This window comes from Diaphorobacter sp. LI3 (assembly GCF_022807955.1).
GTDB lineage: Bacteria > Pseudomonadota > Gammaproteobacteria > Burkholderiales > Burkholderiaceae_C > Diaphorobacter > Diaphorobacter nitroreducens.
Genome location: NZ_CP094346.1, coordinates 2,435,919 through 2,451,367, shown reverse-complemented (window position 1 = coordinate 2,451,367; position 15,449 = coordinate 2,435,919). Strand labels below are relative to the sequence as shown.

The following is a 15,449-nucleotide window of genomic DNA, read 5'->3' as shown; positions in this document are numbered from 1 at the left end:
TGCCATAGCCCGCTGCGGTCGTGAGCGGTAGGGCTGCCGGCGCAGCGGCGTCAGCCCCGGTCGGCGCGCTGCGCGCGGGCGCGCGCCAGTGCCGCGGCAATGGCTGCGCGCTTGGGATCGGGCGCGTTGTCCGGCGCCGGAGGGGCGGGTTCGGGGGCGGTGGCCTGCGCCTCCTCGCGCTGCAGCCGCTCTTGCCGCGCCTGGTAGCGCACGCGCGCCTGCTCGGCCTGCGGGGCTGACCATGCGGCCCAGCCAGTGGCCTGGCCGCTGGCATTTTCCATGCGGATGCAATCCACCGGGCACGCGGGCAGGCACAGTTCGCAGCCCGTGCAGTGTGGCGCGATCACGGTGTGCATGCGCTTGTTGATGCCCAGGATGGCGTCTGTGGGGCAGGCCTTGAGGCACAGCGTGCAGCCGATGCACCAGTTCTCGTCGATCACCGCCACGGCGCGCGGGACCTCCGTTCCATGGGCCGCGCTCAGCGGCAGCTCGGGCCGGCCAGTGATGGCGGCCAGGCGTGCAATGCCCTGGGCCCCGCCGGGCGGGCACTGGTTGATCTCGGCCTCGCCCCGTGCGATGGCACGGGCATAGGACTGGCAGTCAGGGTAGCCGCAGCGCGTGCACTGGGTCTGGGGCAGGGCCGCGTCAATGCGCTCAACAAGCGCCTGCTGCGCTGCGGGGGATGTCATGGCCGGCGTCAAGCGGCGCTGCGTGCGCGGCGGGGGCGTGACGTGGGCTGGGCGGACTGGTTGGCACGGATGAAGTCGCGCACCTGCGGGTAGACCAGCTCGCGCCAGCGGCGGCCGCTGAAAATGCCGTAGTGGCCGGCGCCCTTCACCTCAAGGTGGTTGCGCCGGTCCGCGGCGATGCCGGTGCACAGATCCTGCGCCGCCTCGGTCTGGCCGGAGCCGGAGATGTCGTCGAGCTCGCCTTCGATGGTCAGCAGCGCGGTCTGGGTGATGTCCTGGGGGCGCACGCGCTCCACCGCGCCGTCCGGCGAGCGCACGTCCCAGGTGCCGTTGACCAGGCTGTAATCCTGGAAGACGGTCTTGATGGTCTCCAGGTAATAGTCGGCATCCATGTCGAGCACGGCGTTGTATTCGTCGTAGAACTTGCGGTGGGCCTCGGCGCTGGCGTCATCGCCCTTGATGAGGTTCTTGAAGTAATCGTAGTGGCTGCTGGCGTGCCGGTCCGGGTTCATGGCCACGAAGCCCGTGTGCTGCAGAAAGCCCGGGTACACGCGGCGGCCGGCGCCGGGGAAGTTGCTGGGTACGCGGTAGATGACGTTGTTCTCGAACCACTCGAAGCTGCGTTGGGTGGCCAGGTTGTTCACCGCCGTGGGTGAGCGGCGCGCATCGATGGGGCCGCCCATCATGGTCATGGACAGTGGCGTGGTCTCGCCGCGGCTGGCCATCAGCGAGACGGCGGCCAGTACCGGCACGGTGGGCTGGCAGACGCTCATCACATGGCAGTTGCCGTATTGGCCCTGCAGGTAGCGGATGAACTCCTGCACGTAGTTCACATAGTCGTCCAGGTGGAACTCGCCCTCCTGCAGCGGCACCATGCGCGCGTTCTTCCAGTCGGTGATGTAGACCTTGTGGCTCTCCAGCATGGAGCGTACGGTGTCGCGCAGCAGCGTGGCGTAGTGGCCCGACAACGGCGCCACGATCAGCACCACGGGCTGGCCCTTGAGCTTGAGCAAGGTGGCCGGGTCGTCCGAAAACCGCTTGAAGCGGCGCAGTTCGCAGAACGGCTTGTCGACGTCCACGCGCTCATGGATGGCCACGCTCACGCCATCCACGTCCACGGTGCTGATGCCGAACTCGGGTTTCTCGTAGTCCTTGCCCAGGCGGTACAGCAGTTCATAGCCCGCCGAAATGCGATGGGCCAGTTGCGTCTCGCTGAACGGCGACAGCGGGTTGCTGTAGAACTTGGCGGCGGCCTGCGCCAGGTCGGCGAAGGGCTCCATGAGGGAGCGCTGGGTCTCGTAGAGGGTGTACAGCATGGGGCAGGACCAAGTTATGTTGCAGTGCAATATATCAGCAGTTGCATTTGCTTGCGTGTCGTGCAACTACGCATTCAGTGTCCCGCGCGCGACATTGGCGGGCGGGCTTGATGCTATACCTTTGATAGCTGTTAGCGCTTGATGGACAAGCGCTGGAGGTCGATTTGACTTATATCAGGGTGGGATTTTCCTGCAACCACGCTTCGAAGGCTTCGCGCGAGCTGTTGCGCAGCGCGCGGCGAAACGCCTGCCGGTCGCCCAGGTACAGGCAGTGGCGGATCACGGTGAAGGGGTTGAAGCTGCCCTCGGGGTTCTGCGCCTCGTAGAACTGCTTGTAGCGCTTGACGGTGGCAATCGTTTCACGCATCAGCGTGTTGAAGCGGGCACGCGTGATGCCCGGTGACCATGCGCGCATGTCGTCCACGAACAGGTCCACCTTCTGCGCGTCGAACTCCACGTCCTTGAAGAAATGGCGGGCAATCTTCAGGAACGTGAAGGCGTTGAGCTCGCTGCCGGGCGCCGGCGTTCGGCTGGCTTCGGTCTCGGCCTCGGTGGTCTCGTCGGGTGCGTAGAGCAGTTCGGCATCGGTGGCATCGCGGATCTGGCGGAACTCGCGGTCCGCCAGTTCGAACAGGGCGGACAGCACGTTGATGCGGCGCTTGAGTTCGGCCGGAATCGACTTCTTGTACTTGATCTTGTGGTCCAGCACGCTCCACGCGTCCTGGATGATGGTGCGCACCTGCAGCTCGAACGGCTGCGCCGCGTAGGCGGCGTTCTCGGGCAGGGCGGCCTGCACGGCGTTGAGCCGCAGGTCCAGGTGCAGGCCCTTGTAGCCGAAAGAGGCCTCGGTGCCCTCCAGGGCGCTGACCTTGTCGGTCACGTCGATCACGTCGAAGTGCGACTGGACGATCTGCGCCACCTTCTCCAGCTCGTCCTCGTACAGGCAGACCACGCGCACGCCGATCAGGTCGGTGATGTAGGGGCGGATTTCATAGGGGGCCCCGCTTTCCTCCAGCGCCGCGCGGTACTTGCGCGAAAACTTGCGCAGACATTCATCGCGGTCCTTCACGCGCCCTTCGATCTTGGCAATGTCGATGTGGCGCGCCTGCGACAGCAGCGACTGCAGCAGCGCCATGTAGAACGCGCAGGCGTGGTCCAGCGCCGGGCGCTCCTGCGCATAGAACGCGTGGAACGCGGACTCCTCAGGGGTGAGATGGGTCGCGGGTGAGGGGAGGGGCACGGCAGGCGCAGGGGTCAAGGGACAGCCACGGATGGTAGGGCAGGGAAGGGCCTGTGGTGACCCTCGGCGGGGTAGGACAAGGCCGCGTCCCACAGACGGGCCGCGCGGCGCACGGCAATCTGGCGCTTCCCTATTGTGTTGCGGCGGTCGCTATGCGACGCTTGGAAACGCATGAATAAAGAGGTGGCTGCCCCGAGGGGGTTCGCACAGCACTGGGCCCCATGGCATCCGGGCATGAGGAAACGCATGAATAAAGAGGTGGCTGCCCCGAGGGGGTTCGCACAGCACTGGGCCCCATGGCATCCGGGCATGATTGCAGCAGTGGTGCTTTCACTGCTGCTGCTCGCCGTCACCTATCTGGTCTGGCAGGGTGTGGAGCGCGCACGGGACGAGCGCCGGCTGCAGGCTTTCGCCTTGTCCGTGGACCGCGTGGTTTCCAACCTGTCGGACCGCATCGCCGCCTACGAAATGGTGTTGCGTGGCGTCAAGGGCTACTACGAAGGCTCCGACAGTATCGACCAGCAGGAATTCCAGGCCTATGTGGAGGCCTTGCACCTGCCGCAGACACGCCCGGGCCTGCAGGGCGTGGCGCTGCTGTCACGCGTGGCGGAATCCACCGGGGCGCGCACGGGGCAGGCGTTGATCACGCACATCGCACCCCAAACGCCGGAAAACCAGCAGGAATTGGGACAGGATGCCATGCTGCAGCCGGTGCGGCGCGAGGCGCTGCTGCGCGCGCGCGACTCCGGGACGCTGGCGCTGTCGGGCCCGCTGGGCAGCCGCGAAGGGGATGCCGGCAGCTCCCTGGTCATGTACCTGCCGCTGTATGCCAGACACGCTGCCGTGGACACTCTGGCCCAGCGCCGCCAGAACATTGCAGGCTGGGTGGCCGCGCCATTTCGCATGGACGACGTGATCCAGGGCCTGGCGCGCGAGCTGGACAGCGACCTTGCGCTGGCCATCCATGACGGCCCCTCGGTGGCAGGTGGGGTGCTCGTGTTTGCGTCGCGCACGGACTATGCACCCCACGCGGTCAATGGCGGGCTGGAGGCCGTGCGCAGCTACGACGTAGGCGGCAGGCGCTGGACGCTGGTGCTGTACCCGCTGCCCTCATTCGAGCAGCGCTTCGAAGGATCCACACACCATCTGGTTGCCCTGCTGGGCGCCGCCTTCAGCCTGCTGGCGGGATGGTTCGTGGGGCAGCAGGTGAACGCGCGACAGCGGGCCATGGCGCTGGCCCGCGAGATGACGCGCGAGTTGCGCCGCACGCGCGATGAGCTGGAAGCCACACTCAATGCCGTGCCCGATCTACTGTTCGAGGTGGACGCACAGGGAGGCATCCACCACTACCGGTCCGCCCGCGCGGACCTGATCGGCACGCGCGCCCAGGCGCTGGTGGGGCGCACGCTGGGGGATGTGTTGCCGCCCGCTGCCGCCGCCGAATGCATGGCTGCGCTGGACGAGGCGGCCGAGTACGGTTATTCCGAAGGGCGGCAGTACAGCCTGGACATCGGGGGCAGCCAGCATTGGTTCGAGCTATCCGTGGCCTGCAAGCAGGGGGGGGCGCCGCAGACCGGGGCCGGCCCGGGCCAGCGCCACTTCATCGCGCTGTCGCGCGACGTCACGCGGCGCCACGAAGCCGAGGCCGCCATGTACCGGCTCGCGTATTTCGACGCGCTCACCGGCCTGCCCAACCGCCGCCTGCTGCTGCAGCGCCTGCAGGATGCACTGGTCACGGCCCAGCAGCAGGGGGGCATGGGCGCGCTGTTCTACATCGACCTGGACAACTTCAAGGAGATCAACGACGCGCGCGGCCACGGTGTAGGCGACGGGCTGCTGGTGCAGGTCGCCGCGCGCCTGCAGGACGCGGCCGGGCCGCAGGAGACCGTGGCACGGCTGGGGAGCGACGAATTCGTCATGCTGGTGCCGCGGCTGGGCGACGGCCCTTCCGTTGCGCGTGAGCAGGCCTGCCGGCGCGCCCAGCAGCTGCGCGAATGCCTGGATGCGCCCTATGACCTGGGCGGGGTGCACTACGGCAGTACCGGCAGCATCGGCGTGACGCTGTTTCCCAAGAACGGTGAGGGCGTGGAAGACCTGCTGCGCGAGGCCGACACGGCCATGTTCTGTGCCAAGGACCGGGGGCGCAACCAGGTGTGCTTCTTTGAGCAGGACATGCACGCCGCAGCGCAGGAGCGCCTGGCGCTGCTGCAGGACCTCAAGAGCGCGGTCGACAACGACGCGCTGCTGACCTATGCGCAGCCGCAGGTGGATGCCGCCGGCCAGCTCATCGGCGCGGAGCTGCTGCTGCGCTGGCCGCATCCGCAGCGCGGCTTCGTGCCGCCGGCGCAGTTCATCCCGGTGGCGGAACAGGCGGGGTTGATCGTGCGCATGGGTGCGCGTGTCATCCAGCAGGCCTGCGCCACGCTGGCCGAACTGCACCAGCAGGGCCGGGCGCTGTCGATCTCGGTCAATGTCAGCCCCCGCCAGTTCCGTCAGGCGGACTTCGTGGAGCAGGTGCGCGCGGCGCTGCACAGCACGGGCGCGCCCGCGGCGCTGCTCACGCTGGAGGTCACGGAAAGCTTGCTGGTGGAGAACTGGCAGGACACCGCCCGGCGCATGCACGAGCTGGTGGCGCTGGGCGTGCGCTTTTCCATCGATGACTTCGGCACCGGCTACTCCAGCCTGGCGTATCTGAAGCGCCTGCCGCTGTACGAACTCAAGATCGACCGCAGCTTCGTACAGGACGCGCCCTCCGACGCGAACGATGCGGCGATCGTGCAGGCCATTCTTTCGGTCGCGCGCCACTTGCGCCTGCGCGTGGTGGCCGAGGGGGTGGAGACGCGGCAGCAGGCGGACTTCCTCATCGCCCACCACTGCCATGGCCTGCAGGGCTATCTGTTCGGGCTGCCGCAGCCGCTGCGGGACTGGCTGGCGGGCCTCAAAGGCTGAGCGGCTCCGTTGGCAGGGCGCCGGCTTGCACGGCGCTTGCGCGCAGTGCATCGGGCGCGGTGGCGCCCGGCTTGGTGCGCGCCAGGGCCATCACTTCGCGCGCGGGCAGGTGTTTCAAGCGGTGGTCGCTCCACACCTGGCGCCAGCGTCGCGCGCCGGGCAGTCCGTTGCGCAGGCCCAGCATGTGGCGCGCCACCGCATACCAGTGCGTGCCGTGCGCGGTGGCTTCGCGCTCCATGTAGGTCACCATGTCTTCCTCGACCTGCTCGCGCGTGAGCGCGGCGGGCGCGGCGCCAAAGAACTGCTCGTCCCAGCGCGCCAGCCACCAGGGGTTGTGGTAGGCCTCGCGGCCCACCATCACGCCATCCACCCGGGCCAGCTCCTCCAGCACCGCGGCGTCGGTCTGAAAGCCCCCGTTGATGGCGATGGTCAGGTGCGGGAAGTCGGCTTTCAGCCGGGCCGCGACGTCGTAGCGCAGCGGGGGAATCTCGCGGTTCTCCTTGGGCGACAGGCCCTTCAGCCACGCATTGCGCGCATGCACGATGAACACGCGGCAGCCCGCGTCGGCCACCACGCCCACGAAGTCGCGCACGAAACCGTAGTCTTCGTTCTGGTCGATCCCGATGCGGTGCTTGACGGTGACCGGGACCTGAACCACGTCCACCATGGCTTTCACGCAGTCGGCGACCAGTTGCGGCTCGTTCATCAGGCAGGCGCCGAAAGCGCCGCGCTGCACACGCTCGCTGGGGCAGCCGCAGTTGAGGTTGATCTCGTCATAGCCCCACTGCTCGCCCAGACGGGCGCAGTGCGCCAGGTCGGCCGGCTCGCTGCCGCCCAACTGCAGCGCCACGGGGTGCTCGGCCGCGTCAAAGCGCAGATGGCGCTGCACGTCGCCGTGCACCAGCGCACCGGTGGTCACCATCTCGGTGTAGAGCAGCGTGTGGCGCGACAGCAGGCGGTGCAGGTAGCGGCAGTGCCTGTCGGTCCAGTCCATCATCGGTGCGACGGACATGCGCCAGGGACTGTGGGCGATGGAGGAGGGCGTAGCGTGCACGGTGAAGGACGGGGCGGTCTGGGGGACAAGGGAGCGAGGCCGGGGCCAATATTGTCCCAGGTCCGGTGCCGGGCCACAGTTGCAAGGGATTTAGGGCGTTTTTGGCCTCCAGCGCTTGTCCATCAAGCGCTGGCAGCTATTAATTCATGAGTGCAAGCGCGCCGCATCCCCAGGCCCTACACTTGCCGCCCGGCGCCGCGCCGGCACCTCGACCCTCTGCCCACCTTGCTGTCCTCGATCCTCGTTCCCCTGGTTCCCGTCATTCTGTGCATCGGCATCGGCTACTTCACCGCCCGCGTGGGCTGGGTGCGCGCCACGGCGGTGCCAGATCTGTCCAACATCGTGTTCCTGGTGCTCACGCCCGCGCTGCTGTTTCGCACCATGGGCAATGTGCGGCTCCAAGAGCTGGACTTTCAGCCCGTGCTGCTGTACTTCAGCGCGGCGGCGCTGCTGTTCGGGCTGACGCTGGCGTTCAGCCGGTTCTCCACGGCCGCGGCGGCGCGGGCGCTGGCGCACACCTTCAGCAATCTGGTGATGATCGGCGCGCCGCTCATGGGTCTGGTGTATGGGCCGCAGGGCCTGGTGACGCTGTTCACGCTGGTGTCCCTGCATTCGCTGGTGCTGCTGACGGCGGCCACCATGGTGTTCGAGCTGGCCGAGGCGCGCGAGCAGCAGCGCACCGGCAGTGCAGCGCCGCGCCCCATGGCGCACACCGTGTGGCAGGCCGTGCGCAACAGCATCGTGCACCCGGTGCCGCTGCCCATCCTGGCGGGCCTGCTGTTCGCGCAGACGGGCTGGAAGCTGCCCGAGATGCTGGACCGCCCGCTGCAGGTGCTGGCGGCGGCGCTGGGGCCCATGGCGCTGCTGCTGGTGGGTATTGCGCTGGCGCACACACGCATTGGCAACCACTGGCGCGGCGCGTTGCGGGTGGCGATGATCAAGAACCTGGCGCTGCCCGCCACGCTGGGGACGCTGGCGTGGGCGCTGGGGCTGTCAGGCCCGGCGATCGCGGTGATGTTCACCGCCGCGGCCATGCCGGTGGGCGCGAATGTGCTGTTGTTCACGCAGCGCTATGGCGTGATGCAGGAGGAGGTGTCCTCGGCCATCGCGCTGTCCACCGCGCTGGCGCTGATCACGCTGCCGGTGGTGCTGGTGTTGGCGCAGTTCTTCATGCATTGAACATGCGTTGAAGACGCGCGTGGAGCAGGGCGTCTTCCGGGCGCTTACGGCGCCAGCCGCTCGCGCTCCCACGCGCCGTCCTCCAGGCGGTAGCGCAACCGGTCGTGCAGGCGGCTCTTGCGGCCCTGCCAGAACTCCCACTGATCCGGCCGCAGGCGAAAGCCCCCCCAGTGCGGCGGGCGGGGCGGCTTGAGCAGGAACTGCGCGCCATACTTGGCGGCGTTGGCCACCAGCACACCCCGGCTGGGGATGACCTGGCTTTGCGGACTTGCCCAGGCGCCGATGCGCGAGTCCAGCGGGCGGCTGTGGAAATAGGTGTCGCTTTCCTCGTCGCTCACCTTTTCCACGACGCCCTCGATGCGCACCACGCGCTCCAGCTCCACCCAGTGGAATTGCAGCGCGGCATAGGGGTTGCCGGCCAGCTGGCGGCCCTTGCGGCTGTCGTAGTTGGTGTACCAGACGATGCCGCGTGCGTCATAGCCCTTGATGAGCACCACCCGGGTGCTGGGACGCAGGTCGCTGCCCACGGTGGCCACGGTCATGGCGTTGGGCTCGGGCACCTGGGCAGCGATGGCTTCGCGCAGCCATTGGTCGAACTGCAGCAAGGGATCGGCGTGGGAGGCGTCCTCGCTGAGCTCGGCGCGCTCGTAGCTCTTGCGCAGGTCGGCGATGGAGGAGGAAAGAGGGCTGTGGCTCATGCGGGGATTGTGCCCGCAGGGCGCCGAGCCCTGCACGATCAGCGACCGGCGATCACCGCGCACGCCAGGCGCGCGCCCGCGTTGCCGGTGGGTTGGGTGACGTAGTCGTCGGGGTTGGCATGCACGATCAGGCCGCGACCTACGATGTCGGTGGCGCCGGAGCCCACGCGAATGCTGCGCGACTCGAAGTTGAAGGTGGCCACGCCGTTGCCGTCCGCGCGCAGGCTGGGCAGGTCGCCGGTGTGGTGCGGTCCCTTGCCGTGTTGGCCATGCGGTGTGCCCATGGGATTGAAATGGCCGCCCGCGCTGTTGCCGTCCCCGCTGGAGCAGTCGCCTTTCTCATGGATGTGAAAGCCGTGCTCCGCCCCCGGCTTGAGCCCGCTGACCGTGCCGCTGACGCGCACCGCATCACCGCTCTGCACGAAGCGCACCGTGCCCTGGGTGCTGTTGCCGCGCGTAGGCTCCAGCCGGGCGGTGGCCGAGGGCGCGCTGGACATGGATGCGCAGCCGGCGAGTGCGACGGCAGCCGCCAGGGCCGCGGCCGTGGGGAGGTAGCGAAGGGACATGCGATTTCTCCAGGAGGGTTGAAAACCGCCAAGCTAACGCGGTTCGCGCGCCAACGCAATCAGACGCGAGAGCGCCCGGTCGTGAATGCCCATGCGTTGCAGCTCGGCGTGCGTGGCCTCGGCGTAGTCGCGCGTGGTGCCGTAGATGCCGCTGGCCTGCGCGAAGATGCGGCGGTATTCCTCGTCCGCCAACACACCCGTGTGGCTGGGGCTCTTGCGCGACAGCGTGAACGCCAGCGCGCGCACCGCACCCTGGGGCGTGCGGCAGTTGAGCCAGCGCGGGTCGTATACGCCCAGGACCATCTCGCGCTGCCACAGGTTGACCATGACCTGGCGCGCGTGGCTGTGGTCCACGCGGAACACCATGCCGCGGCAACTGCCGCCCGACAGCATGCCGAACACCAGGCCCGGGCATTCGGGCGTGCCGCGATTCACGCGGCTCCACATCTTCAAAGCCCGGTGCCAGCCGTGCACCGTGGCCGCGCGCCGCTCGGCGTAGGCAAAGTCGGGCCGCCAGATCAGCGAGCCATAGCCAAAGATCCACAGGTCGTCCCGCCCGCCCCATTCATGCAGCGCGCGGTCGAGCATGGGGGCGGGGTCACGCAGGGGAGCGGCAAGCGGCGGCATGGCGAGACTCTACAATCGATGGGTTTTGTCCAACGCACCGATTATTCACGGGAGTTCTCAACATGTCCTTCAACAGCTCCGACGACGACAGCCAGCAACGCTTCGCACTCGGGTTCCTCTTTGCGCTGATCGCGCTGGTGGTCTCCACCGTCGTGGGCGTGGTGGTCTACAAGCGTGGCATTGCCCACGCCCCCAAGGCGCCGGCCGCCGCCGTGGCCCCTGCGGCTGAGGCAGCCGCGCCCGGCGTGGTGATCATGATCACCGAGGACGCCGCCAGCGTGGTGGTGGAGGGCGGTGTGGTGAAGTTCTTCTTCGCCACCGGCAAGGCCGAGCTGGCCCCGGGCGCCAACGAAGCGCTGGGCGACGTGGTCAAGGGCGTGGTGGACGGCGGCAAGACCGCGGTGGTGTCGGGCTTCCATGACGCCACGGGCGACGCGGCCGTGAACGCCGAGCTGGCCAAGCAGCGCGCGCTGGCCGTGCGCGACGCCCTGAAGGCCCTGGGTGTGGCCGAAGAGAAGGTGGAGCTGAAGAAGCCCGAAGCCACGCAGGGCAGCGGCAGCAATGCCGAGGCGCGCCGCGTGGAGGTGATTCTGGCTCCCTGAGCCTGGATGCGCCAAGCCTGCGAAAGCCCGGTAATGCCGGGCTTTTTTGTGTCTGGCGTGCTACATATTGAGGGTTGGCCGGGAATCGTGTGAAATCCTCAAAAAAACCGCTTAGCGAGTTGTTCCTAAAAAGAAAATTTCTTGGCTGATGCGAAAACCAGCTTCGCCGATCTGCTCTCACTTGGTCACTCGGTTTGGCTTGGCGATTCGATCTCCAGTATTCGGAATCCCTCATCCAGTGCATCAACCTTGCGCCGGAAATCCAAAACGTAGTCGCCGAAACGATTGATATGCTCCAATCGGTACGGAGCCAGTCCAGCCAGAACCTCCTGGTTGATCACAGTCCCTTCAGCCTGGATTTGCTTCAGCACCCGGCTCATCCCCACCACGTTGTGCAAGATGACCAAGTTGGCGACAAGATGGTTATATTTGATGATTTTGCGCTGTTCATGGCGGAGGTTTTCGGCAATCACCCCTTCTCCACCGAAGAATAGTTTTTTCTCGAAGCCATTGAATTGCTCTGACTTATTGGTTTCCGCGTGGATGAGTCGGCGAAGTTCGACGTCGCCAACGTATTTCAGCAGGAACATGGTTCGGATTACTTTGCCGAGTTCCTTGAAGGCGAAATACAGCTTGTTCTTTCGACTGTAAGTTCCCAAGCGACGCAGGATGGCCGAGGCGGAAATTTTTCCGAGCTTGATGGAAACTGCCACACGCAGCATGTCCGGCAAATGGGTCTCGATCATCTGCCAGTTGATGTCGTCGCTGAAAAGCCGGTCGATATGCGCAAATTTCTTGTTGCTGTCGGGCCGATGGAACACCAGATCCTTGATGCCACGGATGCGCGGCATCAGTTTGATGCCTAATAGATGGGAAAGTGCAAACACCGTGTAGCTCTGGGCCTGGGTGTCGCCATGGATGGTGTCCGGCCGGATATCCGAGGTGTTGGTCATTAGCCCGTCAAGGATGTGGGTGCCCTCGTAGGTGCCGCAGGAAATGAAGTGGCTGAACAGCGCAATGAACTTGTCGGACACATGGTAGTAACCGATACCGCCATAGCCGCCGTAGCGGATGTGATGTTCGGAAATCAGGTTCTGCTCGTAGAGGTTCCATTTCGTGCCGTCGGCCGAGGCATGCTTGCCTGATCCCCAGTAGCCAGGCAATTCGAATTTGTTGTAGGCATTTATGACCTTGACGATGGCTTTTTCCAGCACATCTTCCGTCACGTACTTGATGTTGAGCCAGGCGATCTGCTTGCGGCTCATACCCCGAATTGAGCGCGTCGTCTGGGTCGGCCCGAGGTTGCAGCCATAACAGAACAAGGTGCTGATCACTCGTGGCCGCAATTCCTCGATCCGGCTTTCGGTTCCCATCAAAGGCCGAAACAACTTGTGCAATTGCAACCAGCGCTCCGTATCGATCAGTACGTCGACGATACTGATGTTCTCCATGTGCTCGGTGATCAACTGGTCGATTGCCCTGATGCCGGGCGGCGGTTCGCTGGCTGGCGGTTTCTTCAGGATCAGCCTGCCATCGACGATTTCGGCATAGGCATTTTCGGGAAATTCGGCATCGACAGCCTCAGCCGTCTCCAGCAAAGTCGCCTTCAAGGACTCGGTAAAGGCCCTGGAATTTGTTTCGACACCGGTGACCTGACCATACTGGCCCAATTCGCGATTCAGTGTGTCGTCATCAACCAGTTGCTCCCGGTAGTCGTCGTAACGTTCGCCATGCTGGATAAACAGATCGCCCGATTTCAGTTCATCGCGGATCGCGTACAGGACCGCCAGTTCGAAGTAACGGCGGTTGATGGCAACGACCTGACCGTCGGTGCGTTCAGATATGACGAGTTTTCGCCAGACCGTAGGCAGCCACAGAAAATCATCTTTGGCATCCAGCCCGACCAACGACAACGGAACGACTTCATGCCGTGTGCCGCGTAGCGCCTGCAGCGCTTTCATCATCCGGGTCAAGGTGTCGTCTTCGCTGCTGCTTTGCGGGTTGACGATTTCGATGCAGTTCAGCAACTGAGCACGAACCATCTTGTAGGGTTGGATGAGAAATGGCAGGTGATTGCGTCCAGCGTAGGCCATGTGCTCGTCACAGATAGCCACCAGGTCGTCGACTTCAGCAATCAGGCTGCCACCTATGGCCTCCACCCGTTGGTGGTCCGTGCCGTCGATCCGATAGGCCAGTAACATCTCTTTCAACTGGCCGATCAGACGATCGGTCCGCTGGAGGTGTTCCTGTTGGTACTCGCCTAATTTGTTGCGTGCTTGATTGTCCAGGTTTTGGAGCATGCGTACGAACAGGTCGGCCGCATCATCGAGCGTCTGGGCGAATTGCGAACGGATGTAGATGACCGCTAGCGCGTAGCGCTTCTGCGGTTTCATTTCCGCCATTTCACTCGCATCCAGCGAACGGGCGATGTAGCGGTATTGCTTGAGTTTCGGAACGGGAATGTCGGGTTTAGGCAGTTGGTCGACCAGCAACTGGAGCCGACGGATATGCTGAAGATAAGAGCGGGTTTCCTTGTTGGTCGGCTTCTTCGGCTCCCTCTTGAGCAGGTTCCAAGTGCTGCTGGTTTCGCCCGATTTGACCTTGAAGAGGTTGTCGATCAGGACTTTTACTTTGGTGTCGAGCTGATCGGCAATGCTCGCAAAATGGACATCGTGAATTTTTTCCCGGGCCTGGATGGCCAGCCGATCAAGCGTGGAGAATCCGGGCAACTCATAGCGATGATGCACCAACTCTTCAAGCATCACGTTGATGATATCGGCCACTACATGCCGGCTGTCCGCTGCGCTTTCTGCCACGTGCAGTAACCAGGCACGACCTTGATCATTCAGCGGACGAACATTCAGATAACGTCGTAGCGCAGTAATCAAGGTTGTTCGCGTCGTTGTCCGGTCGAACTGCCGGAGTTCCTCAAGCCTTGCCTGTCGGTACCCCGTTTGGGCCACAATATGCTGGCGGATCACCGCTGGCACATCCCTGATATGGACGAAGTAGCCAAGCCGCTGAAACAATTTCAGGTATATGAAGGCTGCCGAACGGGCAACGGGACGCTTCACCGTCTTGTCGACAAAAGCGATTTCGTCGGGCGTCAGGGTATAAATCTCGTCGAGATCCTGTGCTGACGGGTCTGCCTTCAGGCGAGGATAGGCGGTCTCGTGAAGCTGGGTCATGCAACATCAGTCCCAGTGCCTGCCGCTGGCAGGATCGCGGCAGACTGCCTCCAGAAAGCATTCACGGGCATCGGCAATCTGGTGGATTTCATCGAGCAAGGTGTACAGATGATCGTCCAATATTTCCAGCGAGATGGTCGGAACGGCGATCCGATACAGATTGCCATCGCCATTGATCTGCTGCGCCTGAAAACGAGCCAGACAGCTTTCCGTGATATCACGAAGCGCCCTGATTCTGCCTCGGCTACTTCCGTTGAATGACGTTAGCAGGATGGAAACTTCAATCGTCGTCAGTGCCACTTCCGGGAGAGCTGGCAATTGGGAAGTTGGTTTTGATGGAGATGGCACTGAGGGCTGCAATCCTTGCTCAAGCCCTTGCTCAAAACGCGACTTGAGACCGACATCGAGGCCATCTAGGTAGCGCATTGCGGCTTTAACATCGCGCCAGCCAACGTAGTTCATCAACTCCCGGATATCCCAGCCGCTCGAACCGGCCCACTGCGCAAATCCCCGGCGTAGGGAGTGGCTGCTGAATGCGTCGGCATCAGCAATACCGGCTCGCGCCAGAAACTGGCGAAGCATGGGAATGATGCTTCCGGGGAGAAGCCCGCTCCCTGAGAGATGCCCCCAACGGTCAATTTTGCGAAAAAGCGGGCCATCCTTGAGTTTGGACAAGGCCAGCCAATCCTCGACTGCCTCCACGGGACACAACCGTGACAGTGCCGGGCAGGAAAACTTTCGCCCTTCCAGTTGGCGATCCCCTTTGCTCCGCGGGAGAAAACATGTCATGCCTTCGCCAGGCTTGATCTCGATGAATTCGATGCACAAACTGGTCAATTCATCGGATCGGAATCCCCTCCAGAATCCGAGCAGCACCAAGGCCCGGTCACGGGTATGTCGCAGCGCGCTGCCGGCATCGCCTCGGACAACGGCGGCAGCCGTCGCCTGCACCAGCCAGTCGTTGGTCTGCTGCAGGATTTCCAGTTCCAATGGTTTGGCGCGTTTTTCCTGGGCTGGATGCAGCGCTCGGATGCCTTTAAGAACTTGGCGAATTTTGGCAGCCTTGGTCGGGTCGGGGAAGCCGTGTTCCTGATGCCAGCGCGACAAGGCGGCCAAGCGGTGCTTGAGGGTGTTCAGAGTCAAGGATTCGGCATGCTCAGCCAGATACCGGGCGATCGAGTCAATCGTCGCCGGCAGAAGGCCGCGCCACTCGATCTCAAAATGGCGAATGGCCGAGGCATAGCTGCGTCGGGTATTGTCCCGCTCGGCTGCATCAAGGTAGAGATCGACTTGGCCCATCACTAAACCCTTTTCACCGTATCTCCTGATATTGAAACGTAC

Annotated in this window: 12 protein-coding genes; 3 read left to right on the top strand and 9 right to left on the bottom strand. The window is 64.4% G+C overall.

What is annotated here, in order from left to right; translation table 11 throughout:
* Positions 1 to 50: 50 nt before the first annotated feature.
* The 3 genes from MRB47_RS11345 to MRB47_RS11335 all read right to left on the bottom strand — a co-directional run bounded on the left by MRB47_RS11345 (position 51) and on the right by MRB47_RS11335 (position 3,245).
* On the bottom strand, positions 51 to 689 hold the full coding sequence (locus MRB47_RS11345) for an RnfABCDGE type electron transport complex subunit B (RefSeq protein WP_252100744.1): 639 nt from the start codon (positions 687 to 689) through the stop codon (positions 51 to 53).
* An 8-nt stretch (positions 690 to 697) separates the two neighbouring features.
* Positions 698 to 2,005, bottom strand: a complete 1,308-nt coding sequence (locus MRB47_RS11340) for a polyhydroxyalkanoate depolymerase (RefSeq protein ID WP_088886626.1) — start codon at positions 2,003 to 2,005, stop codon at positions 698 to 700.
* Between the two features lie 169 nt (positions 2,006 to 2,174).
* Positions 2,175 to 3,245: a GTP pyrophosphokinase family protein gene (locus MRB47_RS11335; RefSeq protein WP_252100743.1), complete on the bottom strand. Its 1,071-nt coding sequence runs from the start codon at positions 3,243 to 3,245 to the stop codon at positions 2,175 to 2,177.
* A 309-nt stretch (positions 3,246 to 3,554) separates the two neighbouring features.
* Here MRB47_RS11335 and MRB47_RS11330 point away from each other — a divergent pair, with 309 nt between their 5' ends.
* On the top strand, positions 3,555 to 6,194 hold the full coding sequence (locus MRB47_RS11330) for an EAL domain-containing protein (protein WP_252100742.1): 2,640 nt from the start codon (positions 3,555 to 3,557) through the stop codon (positions 6,192 to 6,194).
* Here the strand turns inward: MRB47_RS11330 and dusA are convergent.
* A complete protein-coding gene (gene dusA, locus MRB47_RS11325) occupies positions 6,184 to 7,248 on the bottom strand; it encodes a tRNA dihydrouridine(20/20a) synthase DusA (protein WP_411275688.1) in 1,065 nt (354 codons plus the stop codon). The two genes, MRB47_RS11330 and dusA, sit on opposite strands and share 11 nt — an antisense overlap.
* Before the next feature lie 225 nt (positions 7,249 to 7,473).
* Between dusA and MRB47_RS11320 the strand changes: the two genes are divergently transcribed.
* The gene (locus MRB47_RS11320; protein WP_103737690.1) at positions 7,474 to 8,427 is read left to right on the top strand and encodes an AEC family transporter; all 954 of its coding nucleotides are present in this window, start codon (positions 7,474 to 7,476) and stop codon (positions 8,425 to 8,427) included.
* Between the two features lie 44 nt (positions 8,428 to 8,471).
* On the opposite strand, the gene pdxH is transcribed toward MRB47_RS11320, so the two are convergent.
* From pdxH to MRB47_RS11305, 3 genes are read right to left on the bottom strand one after another with little or no spacing between them, the layout of a single operon-like run.
* Complete coding sequence (gene pdxH, locus MRB47_RS11315; protein WP_252100740.1) at positions 8,472 to 9,125, bottom strand: pyridoxamine 5'-phosphate oxidase; 654 nt, start codon at positions 9,123 to 9,125, stop codon at positions 8,472 to 8,474.
* Positions 9,126 to 9,163: 38 nt separating this feature from the next.
* Positions 9,164 to 9,691: a superoxide dismutase family protein gene (locus MRB47_RS11310; protein ID WP_252100739.1), complete on the bottom strand. Its 528-nt coding sequence runs from the start codon at positions 9,689 to 9,691 to the stop codon at positions 9,164 to 9,166.
* Positions 9,692 to 9,724: 33 nt separating this feature from the next.
* The gene (locus tag MRB47_RS11305; protein ID WP_015913401.1) at positions 9,725 to 10,318 is read right to left on the bottom strand and encodes a gamma-glutamylcyclotransferase; all 594 of its coding nucleotides are present in this window, start codon (positions 10,316 to 10,318) and stop codon (positions 9,725 to 9,727) included.
* Between the two features lie 62 nt (positions 10,319 to 10,380).
* On the opposite strand from MRB47_RS11305, the gene MRB47_RS11300 reads away from it, so the two are divergent.
* The gene (locus tag MRB47_RS11300; RefSeq protein WP_015913400.1) at positions 10,381 to 10,920 is read left to right on the top strand and encodes an OmpA family protein; all 540 of its coding nucleotides are present in this window, start codon (positions 10,381 to 10,383) and stop codon (positions 10,918 to 10,920) included.
* A 185-nt stretch (positions 10,921 to 11,105) separates the two neighbouring features.
* On the opposite strand, the gene MRB47_RS11295 is transcribed toward MRB47_RS11300, so the two are convergent.
* On the bottom strand, positions 11,106 to 14,108 hold the full coding sequence (locus MRB47_RS11295) for a Tn3 family transposase (protein WP_252100738.1): 3,003 nt from the start codon (positions 14,106 to 14,108) through the stop codon (positions 11,106 to 11,108).
* A 6-nt stretch (positions 14,109 to 14,114) separates the two neighbouring features.
* The gene (locus tag MRB47_RS11290) at positions 14,115 to 15,407 is read right to left on the bottom strand and encodes a site-specific integrase (protein ID WP_252100737.1); all 1,293 of its coding nucleotides are present in this window, start codon (positions 15,405 to 15,407) and stop codon (positions 14,115 to 14,117) included.
* Between the last annotated feature and the right edge of the window lie 42 nt (positions 15,408 to 15,449).

What these genes read in the sequence shown, in the direction of transcription:
- MRB47_RS11305 (WP_015913401.1), bottom strand. Translation starts at nt 10,318, where the DNA reads ATGCCGCCGCTTGCCGCTCCCCTGCGTGACCCCGCCCCCATGCTCGAC.
- MRB47_RS11295 (WP_252100738.1), bottom strand. Translation starts at nt 14,108, where the DNA reads ATGACCCAGCTTCACGAGACCGCCTATCCTCGCCTGAAGGCAGACCCG.
- MRB47_RS11290 (WP_252100737.1), bottom strand. Translation starts at nt 15,407, where the DNA reads ATGGGCCAAGTCGATCTCTACCTTGATGCAGCCGAGCGGGACAATACC.
- MRB47_RS11300 (WP_015913400.1), top strand. Translation starts at nt 10,381, where the DNA reads ATGTCCTTCAACAGCTCCGACGACGACAGCCAGCAACGCTTCGCACTC.
- MRB47_RS11340 (WP_088886626.1), bottom strand. Translation starts at nt 2,005, where the DNA reads ATGCTGTACACCCTCTACGAGACCCAGCGCTCCCTCATGGAGCCCTTC.
- MRB47_RS11345 (WP_252100744.1), bottom strand. Translation starts at nt 689, where the DNA reads ATGACATCCCCCGCAGCGCAGCAGGCGCTTGTTGAGCGCATTGACGCG.
- MRB47_RS11330 (WP_252100742.1), top strand. Translation starts at nt 3,555, where the DNA reads ATGATTGCAGCAGTGGTGCTTTCACTGCTGCTGCTCGCCGTCACCTAT.
- pdxH (WP_252100740.1), bottom strand. Translation starts at nt 9,125, where the DNA reads ATGAGCCACAGCCCTCTTTCCTCCTCCATCGCCGACCTGCGCAAGAGC.
- MRB47_RS11310 (WP_252100739.1), bottom strand. Translation starts at nt 9,691, where the DNA reads ATGTCCCTTCGCTACCTCCCCACGGCCGCGGCCCTGGCGGCTGCCGTC.